Annotated in this window: 15 protein-coding genes; all 15 read right to left on the reverse strand. The window is 36.7% G+C overall.

Annotation, left to right across the window (positions count from 1 at the left end; translation table 11 throughout):
• Window positions 1-2: 2 nt before the first annotated feature.
• The 15 genes from nusA to SPK86_RS07475 all read right to left on the reverse strand — a co-directional run bounded on the left by nusA (window position 3) and on the right by SPK86_RS07475 (window position 17,123).
• Window positions 3-1,097: a transcription termination factor NusA gene (gene nusA, locus SPK86_RS07405; protein ID WP_284139988.1), complete on the reverse strand. Its 1,095-nt coding sequence runs from the start codon at window positions 1,095-1,097 to the stop codon at window positions 3-5.
• Window positions 1,098-1,111: 14 nt separating this feature from the next.
• Entirely contained in the window at window positions 1,112-1,582 is a 471-nt protein-coding gene (gene rimP / locus SPK86_RS07410; protein ID WP_284139987.1) for a ribosome maturation factor RimP, read from the reverse strand.
• A gap of 356 nt (window positions 1,583-1,938) precedes the next feature.
• Complete coding sequence (locus SPK86_RS07415) at window positions 1,939-2,757, reverse strand: STAS domain-containing protein (protein WP_284140116.1); 819 nt, start codon at window positions 2,755-2,757, stop codon at window positions 1,939-1,941.
• 236 nt (window positions 2,758-2,993) lie between these two features.
• Entirely contained in the window at window positions 2,994-7,280 is a 4,287-nt protein-coding gene (locus SPK86_RS07420; RefSeq protein ID WP_330949012.1) for a PolC-type DNA polymerase III, read from the reverse strand.
• 105 nt (window positions 7,281-7,385) lie between these two features.
• Window positions 7,386-8,645 carry an RIP metalloprotease RseP gene (gene rseP / locus SPK86_RS07425; RefSeq protein WP_284139985.1) on the reverse strand — a complete coding sequence of 420 codons (1,260 nt, stop codon included), beginning with the start codon at window positions 8,643-8,645 and terminating at the stop codon, window positions 7,386-7,388.
• A 169-nt stretch (window positions 8,646-8,814) separates the two neighbouring features.
• A complete protein-coding gene (locus SPK86_RS07430; protein ID WP_284139984.1) occupies window positions 8,815-9,588 on the reverse strand; it encodes a phosphatidate cytidylyltransferase in 774 nt (257 codons plus the stop codon).
• Between the two features lie 15 nt (window positions 9,589-9,603).
• Complete coding sequence (locus SPK86_RS07435) at window positions 9,604-10,365, reverse strand: isoprenyl transferase (protein ID WP_330949013.1); 762 nt, start codon at window positions 10,363-10,365, stop codon at window positions 9,604-9,606.
• 254 nt (window positions 10,366-10,619) lie between these two features.
• The gene (frr, locus tag SPK86_RS07440; RefSeq protein ID WP_443089765.1) at window positions 10,620-11,153 is read right to left on the reverse strand and encodes a ribosome recycling factor; all 534 of its coding nucleotides are present in this window, start codon (window positions 11,151-11,153) and stop codon (window positions 10,620-10,622) included.
• Window positions 11,154-11,180: 27 nt separating this feature from the next.
• A complete protein-coding gene (pyrH, locus tag SPK86_RS07445) occupies window positions 11,181-11,903 on the reverse strand; it encodes a UMP kinase (RefSeq protein WP_330949015.1) in 723 nt (240 codons plus the stop codon).
• Window positions 11,904-12,008: 105 nt separating this feature from the next.
• Complete coding sequence (gene tsf, locus SPK86_RS07450) at window positions 12,009-12,893, reverse strand: translation elongation factor Ts (RefSeq protein ID WP_284139980.1); 885 nt, start codon at window positions 12,891-12,893, stop codon at window positions 12,009-12,011.
• A gap of 205 nt (window positions 12,894-13,098) precedes the next feature.
• A complete protein-coding gene (gene rpsB, locus SPK86_RS07455) occupies window positions 13,099-13,851 on the reverse strand; it encodes a 30S ribosomal protein S2 (RefSeq protein WP_284139979.1) in 753 nt (250 codons plus the stop codon).
• A 196-nt stretch (window positions 13,852-14,047) separates the two neighbouring features.
• Entirely contained in the window at window positions 14,048-14,527 is a 480-nt protein-coding gene (locus SPK86_RS07460; RefSeq protein ID WP_284139978.1) for a DUF6115 domain-containing protein, read from the reverse strand.
• An 11-nt stretch (window positions 14,528-14,538) separates the two neighbouring features.
• The gene (locus SPK86_RS07465) at window positions 14,539-14,853 is read right to left on the reverse strand and encodes a hypothetical protein (protein ID WP_284139977.1); all 315 of its coding nucleotides are present in this window, start codon (window positions 14,851-14,853) and stop codon (window positions 14,539-14,541) included.
• A gap of 46 nt (window positions 14,854-14,899) precedes the next feature.
• Entirely contained in the window at window positions 14,900-16,273 is a 1,374-nt protein-coding gene (locus tag SPK86_RS07470; protein WP_284139976.1) for a DUF342 domain-containing protein, read from the reverse strand.
• A 70-nt stretch (window positions 16,274-16,343) separates the two neighbouring features.
• Window positions 16,344-17,123, reverse strand: coding sequence for a FliA/WhiG family RNA polymerase sigma factor (locus SPK86_RS07475; protein ID WP_284139975.1), 780 nt, complete (start codon window positions 17,121-17,123; stop codon window positions 16,344-16,346).
• Window positions 17,124-17,135: the final 12 nt, after the last annotated feature.

The raw sequence follows: 17,135 nt of genomic DNA on the forward strand, positions 1-17,135 counted from the left end.
CCTCATTCAAAAAGATCTTCCTGAATGTCAGCATCTTCTTCGCCTTCTTGGAGCAGTCCTTCTTCACGAGCCTCTGATTCACTCTTAATATCAATTTTCCACCCTGTTAATTTAGCTGCTAAGCGGGCGTTTTGTCCGCGCTTTCCAATTGCTAGGGATAATTGATAATCTGGAACAATAACGGTAGTCGCTTTTTCATCCTCATTTACAATAACCTTCACTACTTTTGAAGGACTTAAAGCATTCGATACATAAATGACTGGATCCTCTGACCACTCTACAATATCGATTTTTTCGCCTTTTAATTCATTGACAATTGCTTGTACGCGTTGTCCTTTTTGTCCAACACAGGAACCAACTGGATCAACTTCAGTGTCTTCAGCATAAACGGAAATTTTAGAACGATCACCTGCTTCACGTGCAACTGATTTAATTTCCACTGTGCCATCAAATATTTCAGGTACTTCCATTTCAAATAAACGCTTTAAAAGCCCTGGATGCGAACGAGAGATATAAATTTGCGGTCCCTTACTCGTATTTTCTACTTTCGTAACATAAACCTTTAACCGATCATGTACTAGATATTCTTCTGTAGGCATTTGCTCGGCTTCTGCAAGCTTTGCTTCGATCTTCCCAAGATTTACATATACGAATCGTGGATCTTTTCGTTGGATAATTCCTGTCATAACATCATCTTCACGGTCCGCATATTCACTGAAAATAACGCCACGCTCTGCTTCACGAACACGTTGTGTCACCACTTGTTTTGCTGCTTGTGCTGCAATACGTCCAAAATCTTTCGGCGTTACCTCTACCTCAATTACATCCTCGATTTCATAATTAGGATCAATTGCTTTTGCTTCCTCTAAGGTTATTTCCTGCTGATTATCTTCTACTTCTTCAACAATTGTCTTACGTGAAAACACGCGCATTTTTCCTGATTTTTCATCTAAATCGACACGTACATTTGTAGCTGATTTAAAATTCTTTTTATACGCGGAAATTAACGCCGCTTCTAATGCCTCTAATAATATTTCTTTATCGATGCCTTTTTCTTTTGCTAATGATTCAATTGCATCAAACAGTTGACTGCTCACCTTTTATTCCCCCTTTAAAATACAACTGCCAGTCTTGCTTTTGCTATTTTATCAAAAGGTATCTCTACCTTTTTCTTCCGTGTTTTTACTTTGTATTCAATCGTTGCTACATCATTTACAAAGGCTAAAAGTGTTCCTTCATATTCTTTTTCACCATCAATGGGTTCATATAATTTAACAAAAATATGATCGGCAATATGCTTTTGGAAATCCTCTTTTGTTTTTAATGGTCGTTCTACTCCTGGCGAGGATACTTCTAGGAAATAAGCTTCCTTAACAGGATCTGCCTCGTCGAGCTTTTCACTTAATCGTTCTGATACTTCTCCACATTCCATAATATCGATACCACCAACTTTATCGATATACACACGCAAGAACCAATTTTTTCCTTCTTTTACATATTCAACGTCCACTAATTCTAGATTTTTTTCATCCAAAATAGGTTGAACCAATTCCTCGGTTGTCTTGACAACATGTGAGCTCAAAACCCATCCTCCTTTTTTTGTGTAATTAATTTGTTGTTATTATTATTGCCGATTTTCATCGTTTCATTTGAACTGGAACCCAATTAGATGTGCTTTTAAATGGCATTCCCAAAATGCTATCAATATAAAACCCTTGCCAAAATCGATGGGCAAGGGAGAAATCTGACGCATGATGGGTGATAGTATGAAGAAAGAGTGGGCGTTTTCCCACTCTTGTAACCATTCGTATCAATACTCACAATAAAAATATATCACAATGCTTCGGAAGTTGCAACAATGTTGTTGACAAAAATTGGACGTTATCCTTCTCCATTTAGAAATTAACTCAAAAACATCTACGCTTTCATATTATGCGCTTACAAATAATTATGTAATACCGATTGTAGTGTACCTTTTGTTTCCGCACGTTTACCAAAGTCAATGTTTAATGTTGCCATGCTCCGCACAATTTCTGGCCGTAAACCGGTAATTACAGGACGACATCCCATCATTTCAATACCATCTAACAATCGCAAAAAGGGTTGAATCGCTTCTTCATCCATCTGTGCAATCCCTGAAAGATCCATTATCAACGTCTCAACACGCAATCTTCCAATTTCTAATAAAACTTTTTCTTCAATAATATTCGCACGGTAAGAATCGATTCTACCGATTAATGGTAAAATACTTACCGTTTGGGTGATCGGGATAATGGGCACGGACAAATTATCAACAAGCTTCCGTTGTTCTTCGATTAATTCATCTTTCGCTTTGGAATAACTTATAAAAAAACCATTTAAAAATTGATCGATTAATTGATTTGTTTTTTCTTCCATTTGATAAAAGTCTTCTGCAGCACGCTTATGTTGATTTAATTTATCCCACTCATATAAAAACTCCCAGAGGGTTCTACGAATAGCCTGTACCCATTCAAGCTTAAAAGATAATGTTAAAGCATATTTTGCCCATAACCCACCTTCTTGTTTTGCGAATAAATCAACTTCTTCGTCTGCTTCGTCAACAACAAGTAGAACGAGCCGTTCTGCATTCGCAATAAGATTAATATTTCCGATTGCTTTAATTTCTTCAATCTTATCTTTTACTGTTTTAGCTTGAACTAACAAACGTTTTTCAAAAATATCTCGATTTGCCTTTAAAAAAGTTCGAATATCCTTTTCATTTTTAAACGCCACAATCCAGGCCCCCTTTTATTGCTATCTAATAAACATATACGTAGTTTAAACTAGATTTATTGTACCATGTTCCATTTTACTAGCAAAAATAAATTACTTAGGCACTAAAAAGATATGGAAGAGATGGGATGTATTAATTAAGTTCTTCTATTTTCACATTCCTTTAAAAAGGTCAGGTAGTCCATCGAAAGATGTACGCCCTGACCTTTTTCAGCCCTATGTTTTTCATATGCTATTTATTAAAACAATGAAAGTTGATTTTTTTCAGCCATGCCTTCTAAACAGCCATGATTATCAAGATATTCAAGGACAGTTTTAGATATTTTACTTCTTTCACGTAAATCTTCCTTTGATAGAAACTCTCCTTCTTCTCGAGCTTTTACAATGTTAATGGCCGCATTTGTACCAAGGCCATCTACTGCATTAAAAGGTGGAATTAACGCATCACCTTCGACAATAAACTCGGTTGCGCTAGATTTATATAGATCAACCTTTTTAAAAGAAAAGCCTCTTTCACACATTTCTAAAGCAATTTCTAATACGGTTAACAGGTTTTTCTCTTTTGGAGAGGCATCGTTTCCCTTCTGAGCAATTACAGATATCTTCTGTTTCATTGCATCAGACCCTTTCACCATCGTATCAAGGTCAAAATCATCTGCTCTTACTGTGAAATATGCAGCATAAAATAAGATTGGATAATGCACTTTAAAATATGCAATTCGAACCGCCATTAACACATAAGCGGCAGCGTGTGCTTTCGGGAACATATATTTAATCTTTTTACAGGATTCAATATACCAATCTGGTACGCCTTGCTTTTTCATTTCAATTATCCATTCATCCTGTAATCCTTTCCCTTTACGAACCGACTCCATAATTTTAAATGCTAACGAGGCATCAAGTCCTTTATGCATCAAGTACACCATAATATCATCACGACAACCGATAACATCTGGGAGCTGACATATTCCATCGTTAATAAGCTCCTGCGCATTTCCAAGCCATACATCTGTTCCATGAGAAAGACCAGAAATAATGACAAGCTCTGCAAAGGTTGTTGGCTTTGTATCTTCCAACATTTGTCGTACAAATTTCGTTCCAAACTCAGGTACACCTAATGTTCCAGTCTTACAATTAATTTGCTCAGCTGTAACTCCTAGTGATGAAGTTCCTGAAAATATTTTCATCACTTCGGCATCGTCCGTAGGGATTGTTTTCGGATCAATCCCACTTAGATCTTGCAGCATTCTTATTACGGTTGGATCATCGTGTCCAAGTATATCCAGCTTCAGTAAATTATCGTGGATCGAATGGAAATCAAAATGTGTTGTACGCCATTCACTATTACGATCATCGGCAGGATATTGAATAGGTGTAAAATCATATATTTCTTTATCTCCAGGAACAACAATAATCCCGCCTGGATGCTGGCCAGTTGTTCGCTTGACCCCAGTACAGCCTTGTACGAGTCGTTCTACTTCCGCTGCCTTAAAGACGAGCTGCTTATCAGATGCATATCCCTTCACATATCCAAATGCCGTTTTTTCAGCTATCGTTCCAATCGTTCCTGCACGATATACATTGTCTTCTCCAAATAACACCTTTGTATAATTATGTGCTTTTGGCTGATATTCACCTGAGAAGTTTAAATCAATATCCGGCACTTTATCTCCTTTAAATCCAAGAAACGTCTCAAAAGGTATGTCCTGTCCATCCTTCGTTAAGGAAGCTTGACAGTTTGGACATGTTTTATCAGGTAAATCAAACCCACTTCCGACGGAACCATCTGTAATAAACTCATGATAATGACATTCTGAGCACACGTAATGAGGTGGTAAAGGATTCACCTCTGTTATTTCTGTCATCGTTGCTACCAGGGAAGAACCAACCGATCCCCTTGATCCTACTAAATAGCCGTCATCAAGTGATTTCTTTACTAGTTTATGAGAAATAAGATAAATTACAGCGAAACCATGTCCAATAATACTTGCTAATTCTTTTTCTAGTCGATCAACAACGATTTGTGGTACCGGATTTCCATAAATACTTTCCGCCCGGCTATAGCATAGATCACGGATTTCTTGGTCAGCACCTTCAATTGTCGGTGTGTATAGGCCATCTTTTACAGGAGCTACCTCTTCAATCTGATCTGCTAAAGCTTGCGTATTTGTTACAACAACTTCTTTAGCTACCTCTTTCCCGAGAAAATCAAAGCATTCTAGCATTTCACTAGTTGTTCTAAACGGTGTATCAGGTAGTTGTTGTCTATTTAATGGATTACCAGCTTGAGAAGCTATTAAAATTTGACGATACATCTTTTCATGATCTTCAATATAATGTACGTTACCAGTTGCTACAACGATTTTATCCATTCGTTTACCTAGCTCAACTAGTTTCCGTATAATATCTAAAAGCTGTGCTTCATTTTGAACGAGTTCCTTTTCCATTAAATGTACAAAATTCGCTGGAGGCTGTATTTCAATATAATCATAAAATGCAGCAGCCTTTTCTGCTTCCTCTGCTGATTTTTGCATCATCGTCTCAAATACTTCTCCTTTATCACATGCTGTACCAATTAAAATTCCGTCTCGCAGTTTTTGTAGTAATGATCGAGGTACTCGTGGAACGCGATAGAAATAATCAATATGTGCATGCGAAACAAGCTTATAGATGTTTTTTAACCCTGTTTCATTTTGTGCTAATAATGTGCAGTGATAAGGTCGTGAGCGCTGATACGCATTGCCCTCTCCCATATGATTGTTAAGCTGTAAATGGTTGGTAATTTCTCGTTTTAAGAGAAGCTGCAGCAGCTTCCACATCAGGTAGCCAGTAGCCTCCGCATCGTATATTGCACGGTGGTGCTGTGTTAGTTCGATATCTAGATGCTTACACAATGTATTTAAACGGTGATTTTTCAACTCGGGAAATAAAAAGCGTGCAAGCTCTAACGTATCAATAACAGGCTGTTCTACTTGGTTATATTCAATCCTCTTATAGCCTTGATTTAAAAAGCCAATATCAAAGCTTGCATTGTGTGCAACTAGGATAGAATCCCGTGCCCATTTCTCAAAATCCTTTAACACTTCTGCAATTTCTGGCGCATCCTTTACCATCTCATCGGTTATACCTGTTAGTTCTATTGTTGTTTGTGATAAGGGGTGGTGTGGATTTGCAAATGCTTCAAAACGATCAATAATTTCACCTTGATGGATTTTCACCCCAGCTAACTCGATAATCGTATCATATACGGCTGAAAGTCCAGTCGTTTCCACATCAAATACAACATATGTACCTGTTTCCAAGTCAATATCCTGTTCATTATAAGCAATTGGAACACCGTCATCTACAAGGTTTACTTCTACGCCATATAGCACCTTTATTCCATGCTTTTTTCCAGCATGAAAAGCATCCGGGAAGCCTTGTACTCCTGCATGGTCTGTAATGGCAACTGCTTTATGCCCCCATTTTGCTGCTTGTTCAACGAGTCTAGAAGGTGAAACAACCGCATCGATTTGACTCATCGTCGTATGTGCGTGTAGCTCCACTCTTTTTTCTTCATCTGGAGCAGTATCCTGCTTTACTGCTACGGTTACTTCATGTATATCATTCGCCATCATCGCAAGCTCATTAGAATACATGTCTGTTTGAATGCTACCTCTCGCTTTAATCCACATTCCTTTTTTTAATTTCTCAAAAGTCGCAGCATCCTCGTCATTTTTAGAAAACATTTTTATTTGTAGCGAATCTGTATAATCTGTTGCTTTTGCAATTAATAGACTTCGACCCGAACGTAATTTACGTATATCTACGGCAAATACATACCCTTGAACAGTTATACGTCGCTCTTCTTCTTGTATTTCTTCCATAGACATTGGCTCTTCCTGAATTTTATAGCCAAGCACGAACGGTTTATCGTCTCCTCCTTGTTGTTTTTCCTGATCCCGTTTTTCTTTTTCCTGCATTGTTTTAAGGATCAATTGTTGATCTTCTGCTGCCTTTTGTTTTCTAAATGCTTGTATTGCTTCCTGCTCATTTTTTACTTCGATAACAAATGGGAACGCTGGCAAGCCAACTTTTTTGCAAAATTGGTGAAAATCAGGTTCGAGCTTCTTTTTTAGCGCATGTGCTTCTGCGTCATTCCTAGCAACTAATGCTAATTTATGATTTACAATAGAAGGCGCTTGTCCACAAACTTGATCACGATAACCTGGTGAGATTGGAGTCGATTGAACAAAATGCTGCCAATATTCCAGAATAGTTTCCTTGTCACACTCATTTGACTGTGCAATAATCGTTAGCTCTGTTTGAGCGATATGATGAAATGTCTCATGAAGTTTTGCAGAAATCAGCTGATAAACCGTAAGCGGCAAAACATTTAATACTTGGATATAGAAATGCCATTTTTTATCTTGCTTAAAAACCTCTAGGCGTTCTAATGTACTATCATTTAAATACCCTGCATATTCTTCAGATATTTGGAGCTGTTGTAGTAAAATCATCATTTTTTCTTTTTTTGATATGTCCATTGTTATGCCTCCTGGAAAAGCCATCTAAATCCATAATCATAATGGAAAACCCTTGCCACAATAACAGACAAGGGTTTCTATTCGTTTCAAGCACACTAAAAGCAATTATAAAAAGAGTCGTTGTATATCATTCCACGTTACAATGATCATTAAAAGCATAAGTAACGCAAAACCGATAAAGTGGACAATTCCTTCTTTTTGCGGATCCATAGGTTTACCGCGAACCGCTTCAATTGCAATAAACATTAACCTGCCACCATCCAATGCAGGTAATGGTACAAGGTTGACGATTCCAAGATTAACACTTAAAATCGCTGTCCACATGAGGAAATTCATAAAACCAGTTTGAACCACTTGGTCAGTTACATCATAAATTCCTACTGGACCTGATAACATGTCAATCGAGTACTGACCAGTAATCAACATAAACAAATTCGTTAAAATTAGCTTTGTTGTGTCATAGGTTTTTACAACACCATATTGAAACGCACCTAAAAAGGACTTTTCAAATGCTTGGCGCACACCGATTTGACCAATTACCATATCCTGAGCTTCGACTTTTTTAGGTGTAACCGTTAATGTCTCTGTAGAATCATCCCGTTTTACAACCATTTGCAGCTCATTCTCCGGATTTTCTCGAACGATTTCCGTAAATTCCTCCCACGTTGAAACAGGATTTCCATCGATCTCAATAATTTCATCCCCGCTTTGAAAACCTGCTGTTGCTGCAGGGCTTCCTGGTTGTACATCATTAATTGCAGCTTGCTCTACAGGAACCCCTTGAATGGTACCAATTATTAAGAACAGAACCATAGCAAGTAAGAAGTTCATCATTGGTCCAGCAAAAAGCTGCATGGCACGTTGACGAATACTTTTAGAAGCAAATTGACGATCAAATGGGGCAATTTGTGTTTCTTTTTCATCCATCACAAAAAATGCCTTTGGATCTACTTTAAAACGAAGCTTTTCTTCCTCATTATCCGTATCATAGCCTTCAATAACAAGCTGATGATCTAAGTCGGCGTACTCTACTTCAATTACTCGCGCATTCGGATGCTTTGACTTATTATTTACAATAATTTTATTTACACAGTTATCTTCGTTAAACTCAAGACCAATATGGTGGCCAGGCTTTAATTCAATTATTTCTGGATCTTCACCAGCAACGCGAACATAACCACCGATTGGCAGTAATCGAATCGTATATAGTGTCTCATTTTTTGTAAAGGCAAAGATTTTTGGACCAAATCCGATTGCAAATTCACGTGCAAGCATTCCAGCTCTCTTGGCAAAGATTAAGTGGCCTAGCTCGTGAATGAACACAAGCAGTCCAAACATAAAAATAAACGCAATAATTGTATTCAAATGCTGCACCATCCTTTAAAAATTAGGGAGAAAATTCCTTTCTTGTATCCATAACCAGTTCTTTTAAAACGATCTTGTCTTTCTATTAATTAGTTTACACTATACCATATGTTTTATATATAATAAATATATTATATTTATCTGTTTTCCTAATTAAAACTAATTTTATTCAATGGATAAACTGAATAAAGTGAAGCATTGGAAACACGAAAATCAAGCTGTCAAATCGGTCAAGGATGCCACCATGGCCTGGTAAAATATTTCCAGAATCTTTTACGCCAAAATGACGCTTAAAGGCAGATTCAACTAAGTCACCTACTTGTCCAAAAATAGAGACAAGTACCGTTACGCCTAGTACAGCTGACATAGATAATTCAAATGGATACATTAATTGAAAAACAATACCTACAATAGCGGCTAAAACAATGCCGCCAATTGCTCCTTCAATTGTTTTATTCGGACTAATTTCTGGCCAGAGCTTATGTTTTCCCAATGCTTTACCAACGAAATAAGCTCCTGTATCCGTTGCGTAAACGAGTAATAGTACAAAGAAAATCTTAGCTAACCCATCAGCACGGGTTTCTAGAAAATAATAAAAACCCATTCCAACATAAATCGTAGCTAAAATAACAAAACCAGCATTCTCAAAGGTGAATTTATTCTTAATAACCACTGTAAAAGCTAGAATTAGCAATACGAACAGCATAAGCCATTCGGCCTTCGTAAAAAAAGTCATCAAGTTACGGTCTAATAATAACCAAAGAACAGCAATAGCAAGTAACGCCGGAAAAGAAAATAAAGGTATTTTTCCCATACGCATAAACTCAATTAAAGCAATTGTCGCTAATGCATATAACAAAACTGTAAATGGCCAATTGCCATAAATTAAAATTGGAATAAAAATAAGTAATGCCCAGCTTGCGGTAATTATCCGTTGCTTCATTTGATTATCATCACCTTATAATCCTCCATAGCGTCGCTTCCGAAGCTGATAATCCTGAAGCGCCTCTACAAATTTTTCTTCTGTAAAATCTGGCCAATAAGTCTCTGTAAACCAAAATTCTGAGTAAGCTAATTGCCAGAGTAAAAAATTACTTATTCGTTGTTCACCACTTGTACGAATGAGTAAGTCTGGATCTGACAGCCCTTTCGTATACAAATAGTTAGCAAAAACATGTTCATCTAGTGACTCAGCTGAAAGCTGTTGCTGTTCTACATCTGTAACGATTTGTTTCATTGCTTGGATTATCTCATCTCTACCCCCATAATTCAAAGCAAAATTGAGTAATAATCCATCATTTTCTTTCGTTTGTTCTTTCGCATGCTGAACCGCTTCTCTCGTATGTGCAGGTAACGAATCAAAATCTCCAATTGTCTCTACTCGAACATTATTTTCCATTAATTCTGGTAAATATTTATGTAGAAACTCTTTCGGAAGTTTCATCAAAAAATCAACTTCTAGCTTCGGCCGCTTCCAATTTTCAGTGGAAAATGTAAATAAGGTTAGAACATCAACCTCATATTTCACTGCAGCCCTCACAGTTGTTTGAACGGTATCCATACCCGCTTTATGCCCCGCAATACGTGGTAGTCCTCTTTTTTTTGCCCATCTCCCATTTCCATCCATGATAATGGCCACATGGGAAGGGATATTTATAAGCTCAAAATCGTTTAATGGCTTTTTTTGTTTCTTTTTTAAAAATGGAAGTTTTATCGACATAAATTGTCCTCCGAATATTGAAGATTGTTCTCAGCAAACAATCCATAGAATCCTACACTATATATATATGATAAGAAAAGATATTGAATCATTATTATAACATGAAAATCCATTCTTCATTATACCTAGTTTTCATCTATTCGAAAAACAAAAGCCCTCTTAAACAAGAGGGCTTTTTGCATCTTATTTGTTTTCACCCGATGAAAGCATGTTAATAAATCTTCTATGGATTGTGGGTTCTAATCGTTTTAAGACTAAACTTCCATAATTTCGTTTTCTTTTGTTTTTGCAAGCTGATCAATTTTACCAGTGAAATTATCTGTTTCTTTTTGTACATCATCCTGAGACTGACGAAGTTCATCTTCCGTGATTTCACTGTCTTTCTCAAGTTTTTTCAAGCGATCATTGGCATCACGACGAATATTTCTAATTTGCACGCGTGCTTCCTCTGCGTATTTGCCGACTACTTTAACTAAATCTTTGCGTCTTTCTTCAGTTAATGGTGGAATATTAATGCGAATCACATTCCCATCACTAGATGGAGATAAGCCTAAATCTGCCTTTTGAATCGCTTTTTCAATTTCACCTACAGCTGTTTTATCGTAAGGAGTAATGACTAATAAACGAGCTTCTGGAGCTGATACTGTAGCAAGCTGATTTAGAGGTGTAGAGGCCCCGTAATAGTCAACATATACACTGTCTAAAAGACTAGGATTCGCTCTTCCCGCTCTTACTGTCGCAAGACTTCTGGAAAATGCTTGTACTGCTTGTTCCATTTTATCACGCATATCTTTCAAGACTGCTTCTTTCACTTTTTATTTCCCCCTTATAGTAGTTCCAATTGTTTCACCAAGAACTGCTTTTTTAATATTACCGTTTTCTGTAATAGAGAACACGATGAGCGGAATGTCGTTATCCATGCATAGAGAGGATGCTGTAGAGTCCATTACGCCTAGCCCTTCGTTCAGCATATCCATAAAGGATAACCGGTCATATTTAAACGCATCTTTATTAAGCTTAGGATCATCAGAGTACACACCATCAACATTATTTTTTGCCATTAGAATTACTTCAGCTTCAATTTCGGCAGCTCTTAATGCTGCGGTTGTATCTGTTGAGAAGTAAGGATTTCCTGTTCCGGCCGCAAAAATAACAACGCGCTTTTTCTCTAGATGACGGATTGCTTTTCTACGAATGTATGGTTCAGCTACTTGACGCATCTCTATAGAAGTTTGTACTCTTGTTGGAATACCGATGTTTTCCAAACTATCCTGCAAAGCAAGCGAATTCATAATCGTAGCAAGCATTCCCATATAATCTGCAGTTGCACGATCCATTCCCATTTCACTGCCAACCTTACCACGCCAAATGTTTCCTCCGCCTACAACAATGGCAATCTCTACACCTAATTCAGCCACTTCCTTAACTTGATTTGCAATTGACTGAATTACACTAGGTTCAATACCATAACCTTGTTCTCCACTAAGTGCTTCTCCGCTAAGCTTTAAAACGATTCTACGGTAACCAGCTGTTGTCATAATAACCTCCATAGAAAATTTATATGTTTATTTATTCTTGTTTGTATCGCTAAGTAATTCTATTGAGAAATAGGGAACAATAGATGTCCCCTATGACAATAGCTTTTATTTTTTAATTTGACTCATTACTTCTTCAGCAAAGTTTTCTTCACGCTTCTCCATACCTTCGCCAACTTCATAACGAACAAATGCTTTTACCGTAGCATTTTTATCAGCAACATATTTCTTCACTTTTTGGTCTGGATCCTTTACAAAGCTTTGCTCGAGCAAGCAAATATCTTCAAAGAATTTACCTAGTCGACCTTCAACCATCTTTTCAACGATTTTTTCTGGTTTACCTTCATTAAGTGCTTGTGTTTTTAGTACTTCGCGCTCACGGTTTACTTCTTCTTCTGCAACCTCGTCACGTGAAACATAGCTTGGGTTAACAGCAGCAACATGCATTGCGACATCTTTCGCAACTTGTTCATCTGTCGTACCTTCTAGCAATGTCAATACACCGATTCGTCCACCCATATGCAGGTAGCTTCCGAATGTATCATTATCGCCTTTAGTTAAAATCGTGAAACGGCGTAGGGAGATTTTTTCTCCAATTTTTGCAACCGCACCATTAATATATGTTTCTACAGTGTCTCCTTCACCATGAAGCTTTTGCTGTAATGCTTCTTCAACGGTTGTAGGCTTTTGTTCAACTAAATGCTTTCCTAAGTCTGCAAGAAGTTGTTTAAACTGATCATTTTTTGTTACAAAGTCTGTTTCACAGTTTACTTCTAAAAGTACTGCTGTATTATTGTGAACTTCAATATATGTGGAACCTTCAGCTGCAATACGATCTGCTTTCTTAGCAGCTTTTGCAATTCCTTTTTCGCGAAGATAATCAATTGCTTTTTCAATATTTCCGTCTGTTTCTTGTAACGCTTTTTTACAATCCATCATGCCAGCGCCTGTTTTTTCGCGTAATTCTTTAACCATTTGTGCAGTAATTGCCATCATAAATCCTCCTTGAATGTTTTGATGCTAAATTTTTAAGTCTTGAATTAGATAACCCCGCAAGTGATGTTGGATCTATAAGTAATACGCTGTAACTTAACAAATCACTCATAGTTATAGGAAGCACCTAAATCAAGTGAAATATCTCTTTCAAAAAAGGTGATAAAAGGCTTATCCTCTTATCACCTGACCTTTTCTTGAAAATTTATTCTTGTACAGCTTCTTCTTGAGTCGCTTCTTCTTTAATTTCCTCAACCTTAGCTTCTTCTAATTCTTCGCCTTGCTTTACTTCTAAAATAGCGTCGGCCATTTTAGATGTAAGAAGCTTTACAGCACGGATAGCGTCATCGTTTGCAGGAATAACATAATCAATTTCATCTGGATCACAGTTCGTATCAACGATACCAACAATCGGTATGTTTAGCTTATGCGCTTCCGCAATTGCAATACGTTCTTTACGTGGATCAATTACGAATAAAGCATCTGGAAGCTTTTTCATTTCTTTAATTCCACCTAGGAATTTAACAAGACGTTCTTTTTCTTTAAGAAGATTCACAACTTCTTTCTTCGGTAATACGTCGAATGTACCGTCTTCTTCCATACGCTCAATATCCTTTAAACGATTGATACGTTTACGGATTGTTTGGAAGTTTGTTAATGTTCCACCTAACCAGCGTTGGTTTACATAAAACATTCCAGAACGTGTTGCTTCATCGCGAACAGAGTCCTGTGCTTGTTTTTTCGTACCTACGAAAAGAACCGTTCCACCATTTGCAGCAATGTCCTTTACGAAATTGTACGCTTCTTCAACCTTCTTCACTGTTTTTTGTAGGTCAATAATATAAATACCGTTTCTTTCCGTGAAAATATACTTTTTCATTTTTGGATTCCAACGGCGAGTTTGGTGTCCAAAGTGAACACCTGCTTCAAGCAATTGCTTCATAGAAATTACTGACATTCTTTTTTCCTCCTAATGGTTTTTTTCCTCCGTTTGCATCATTTTTGTATAAAGACCAAGGGTTTCCGTAATTAGAACCCGAATTATGGCACCACATATACAAATTAACAAACGTGTGTTTTTATCCTGATTCATTCAATTTGAATGAACTTGGTATTTACACCAAAAATAAATATATCATACGATAATGATGCAATCAAGTATTTCTATTATTTTTTGCATGTAATTTTATAATTAAAGCTGCTTCTGTTTTTCCACAGTTTAACTCTTTTGCAATTGCATCTGTACTTTTCCCTAGATGATGTAGCTGTAAAATCCTTGCTTGTAAAGAAGCTTCAACTTGGTCATCTGTTTGATCATCTTTTCCTTTTGCATGGATTAACGATTCATCCTGTTCCTCATTCGTAGCCACTACTTCTGACTTAGCTACCTTCTCGTTCTTTATATATGCTGGAGTAGCAGCGAAATTGGCCTTTTCCTTGGCCTTCGATAATAAGATATCTTCCTGTAACCGCCTATTTTCTTCTTTTATTTCCTCGATATACGTTTCCATGAGCTGAATAAGCTCATCTGGTGCTTGTTGTTTAGAATGATATGATTGCTTAAATATGATAAAAATAACTGTCAAAGAAATAAGATGTAATAAAAAGCTTACAAACAATAAAAATGAAATCATTTTAACCCCTTCTATCTTCTATAATCAATGGTATTTCCTAAGTAAGGATGTTCGTTCCGTGCTTGTTTTTCTTGCTCGTCTTTTTTTTCCTCTTTGTGGCGCTCATGCTGCTGTTTTTCTTCTTGCTTATTCATTTTCACATAATCAAACTGTTCTAATTCATTTACTTTTTTACGTTTTGCTAATTCTTGCTTTAATTGACTTTGTGCAAGCGACTCTTGGAAATGCTGATTTTGCTTAAGCATTTGTTCTTGTTGTTTTCCTGCATCCTGTACTCTTGGCAGCGCTACTTGCATCTCTATTGACTTCCAACTCAATAGAACCACATCCTTAGTATTGGTAAGAACTATATTTAAAAGGTTGGATGCCTGATTACAGGCTGTTGATTACGATTTCATTTTGTTCTAGTTTTATTTTAACATATTTATGATTTGTATTAATTAATCGTTTATATTTTCCAAATGAAACGATTACATTTGGAAATAAATGATCTCTTACAAGTAAAGTCGCTTCCTCTTCTTTTCCAATACTCGCATTCGTTTGCTGAAGAAGAGAATCAATTTCTTCCAATCTTTTCTTCACTTTATACATGGAATTTTGTTGGCGTAGCAAGGTGATTCTCATTTTGGCATCTTGATTTTGAATGCTTGTATTTTGGGCTAATTTTTTGCCAATCGCTTCAAGCTTTATTAATGTGGCTTGCAGTTCCTTCTTCTCTGCATTCAGTTTTTGTTCACGCTCATTAACTTCCTTCATAATCCCGAAATATAATTCTGTTTTCGTATTTAATCGATTCCCAATATCCTTTGCTTCAATCGATTTTCCAGCAGATAATGATCCACCAATAATATTTCCTCGTTGGCAGAAAACTTGATTCTCTGCAGTACATTCACTATGCAATATTGAATTTTCTACATACAAATCCTTTCCTGCGTGCACAATTCCTTGATTTATATAGCCGATATGAATACTGTCTGCTGCCTTAAGCACACCCTTCTGTAAACCAGCTAATCCTTCTGAAATCATAATGGAACCACCTGAAATAACCGTAGCTGCCTCAACCATTCCGAAAACTTTAATGTCTCCCTCTGCTTTTACAGTATATCCAGATGGGATATCCCCTTTTATAATGATGGAACCAACAAAATCAATGTTCCCTGTTTTCATCGTTATCGTTTCATTTAATTCATATACATTATGCACATGGATAAAACGATCATTCACACTAACCTGACCGTCCGCATCTGCATAAAAGGATAAATCTGATTCTTTATAAATAACATGTTTACCTGGTTTAACATTACTCGGTTTTCCATCTCTGGCTGCTAGTTTATTACCAAAAATATCCATTCCATCTTGACCCTTTGTTGGTTCCGTAATCGTAGCAAGGCGCTGTCCGCTTTTAACAGACGGAATACGCATGACATCTCTGAAATTCCAGTCATCACTTTTGGTAATCTCTGTGCTGAAGTCAAATTCATAAGTTGTTTCACTGTCTTTTCCATGTTGTGCTGGAGTTCCTTGGGCAATGAGTAGTGGAAATTGAATGGAAGCATCCTTAGATACAATTAGTTGTACATTTTCTTGGATTATACCAAACCGAATATTTTGCTGCTTCAAAAAATTAATCATATCTGATTCGTGAAGCTGTACATCTAATTCGCTATATTCATCCGTACAATGAAGATAAGCGTTCATTCGATCCTTAGAATTATTAATCTTAAAAAATCTTTGTAATTGTTCCATGATTCTTAGCCCCTTTAGTATATTCGCAACACTATCATAATGAAAAAGTTACTCAACCATCACATGCAGACTAAAAGTGAACGACAACTTTCCCAAGCGTTTTACGGAGCTTGAAAATTGCATTTTTATGAATTTGTGAAATCCGTGATGTAGTTAATCCTAATACATGTCCAATTTCCGTAAATGTTAGCTCATCATTGTAAAACAAACTAATAATTATCTGTTCGTTCTTATTGAGCGCTTTTATCCCTTCCTTAAGTTCATCCTTTAATTCAAGGTTTAGAATATTGTCTTCTGGTTTTATAACCATTTCATCTGGAATTGAATAGCCAATTCCCTCTTTTCGATCCTGTGCATTTTCTTTTGGTTTTTCTTCAATGGACAGCATGCTTGTAAACAATGCGTCCTTTACAATTGTTTCGACCTCTTTTACATCTAATCCTACTTTATTAGCTATTTCCTCCGATGTTGGTTCTCTTTGAAGTTTTTGAAAAAGCTCCTGAGCGGCATGATCAATTTTTTTTGATTTTTCTCTGATGGACCGAGGCACCCAATCATCTCTTCGTAATCCATCAATGATTGCCCCTTTTATTCGGAAGGAAGCATATGTATCAAATTTCAATTCTCGGCTAGGCTCAAACTTCTTTAATGCATCAAACAAACCTAACAATCCATAGCTTCTTAAATCATCTTTACTAATCATGCTTGGCAAGTGACTCGCAGTTCTTTCTACATGAAAACTAACAAGATACATGTAGTGTTGTATTAAGTCATCTGCTGCATGACAATCCTTATCCTGGAGCCATCGATTCCATAGCTCTTGCTCTAGAGGAGATTGATTTTTTTTCATTCCATACGCTCC

Origin of the sequence: Virgibacillus sp. MG-45 (assembly GCF_036409425.1) — a bacterium.
Taxonomy (GTDB): domain Bacteria; phylum Bacillota; class Bacilli; order Bacillales; family Amphibacillaceae; genus LDC-1.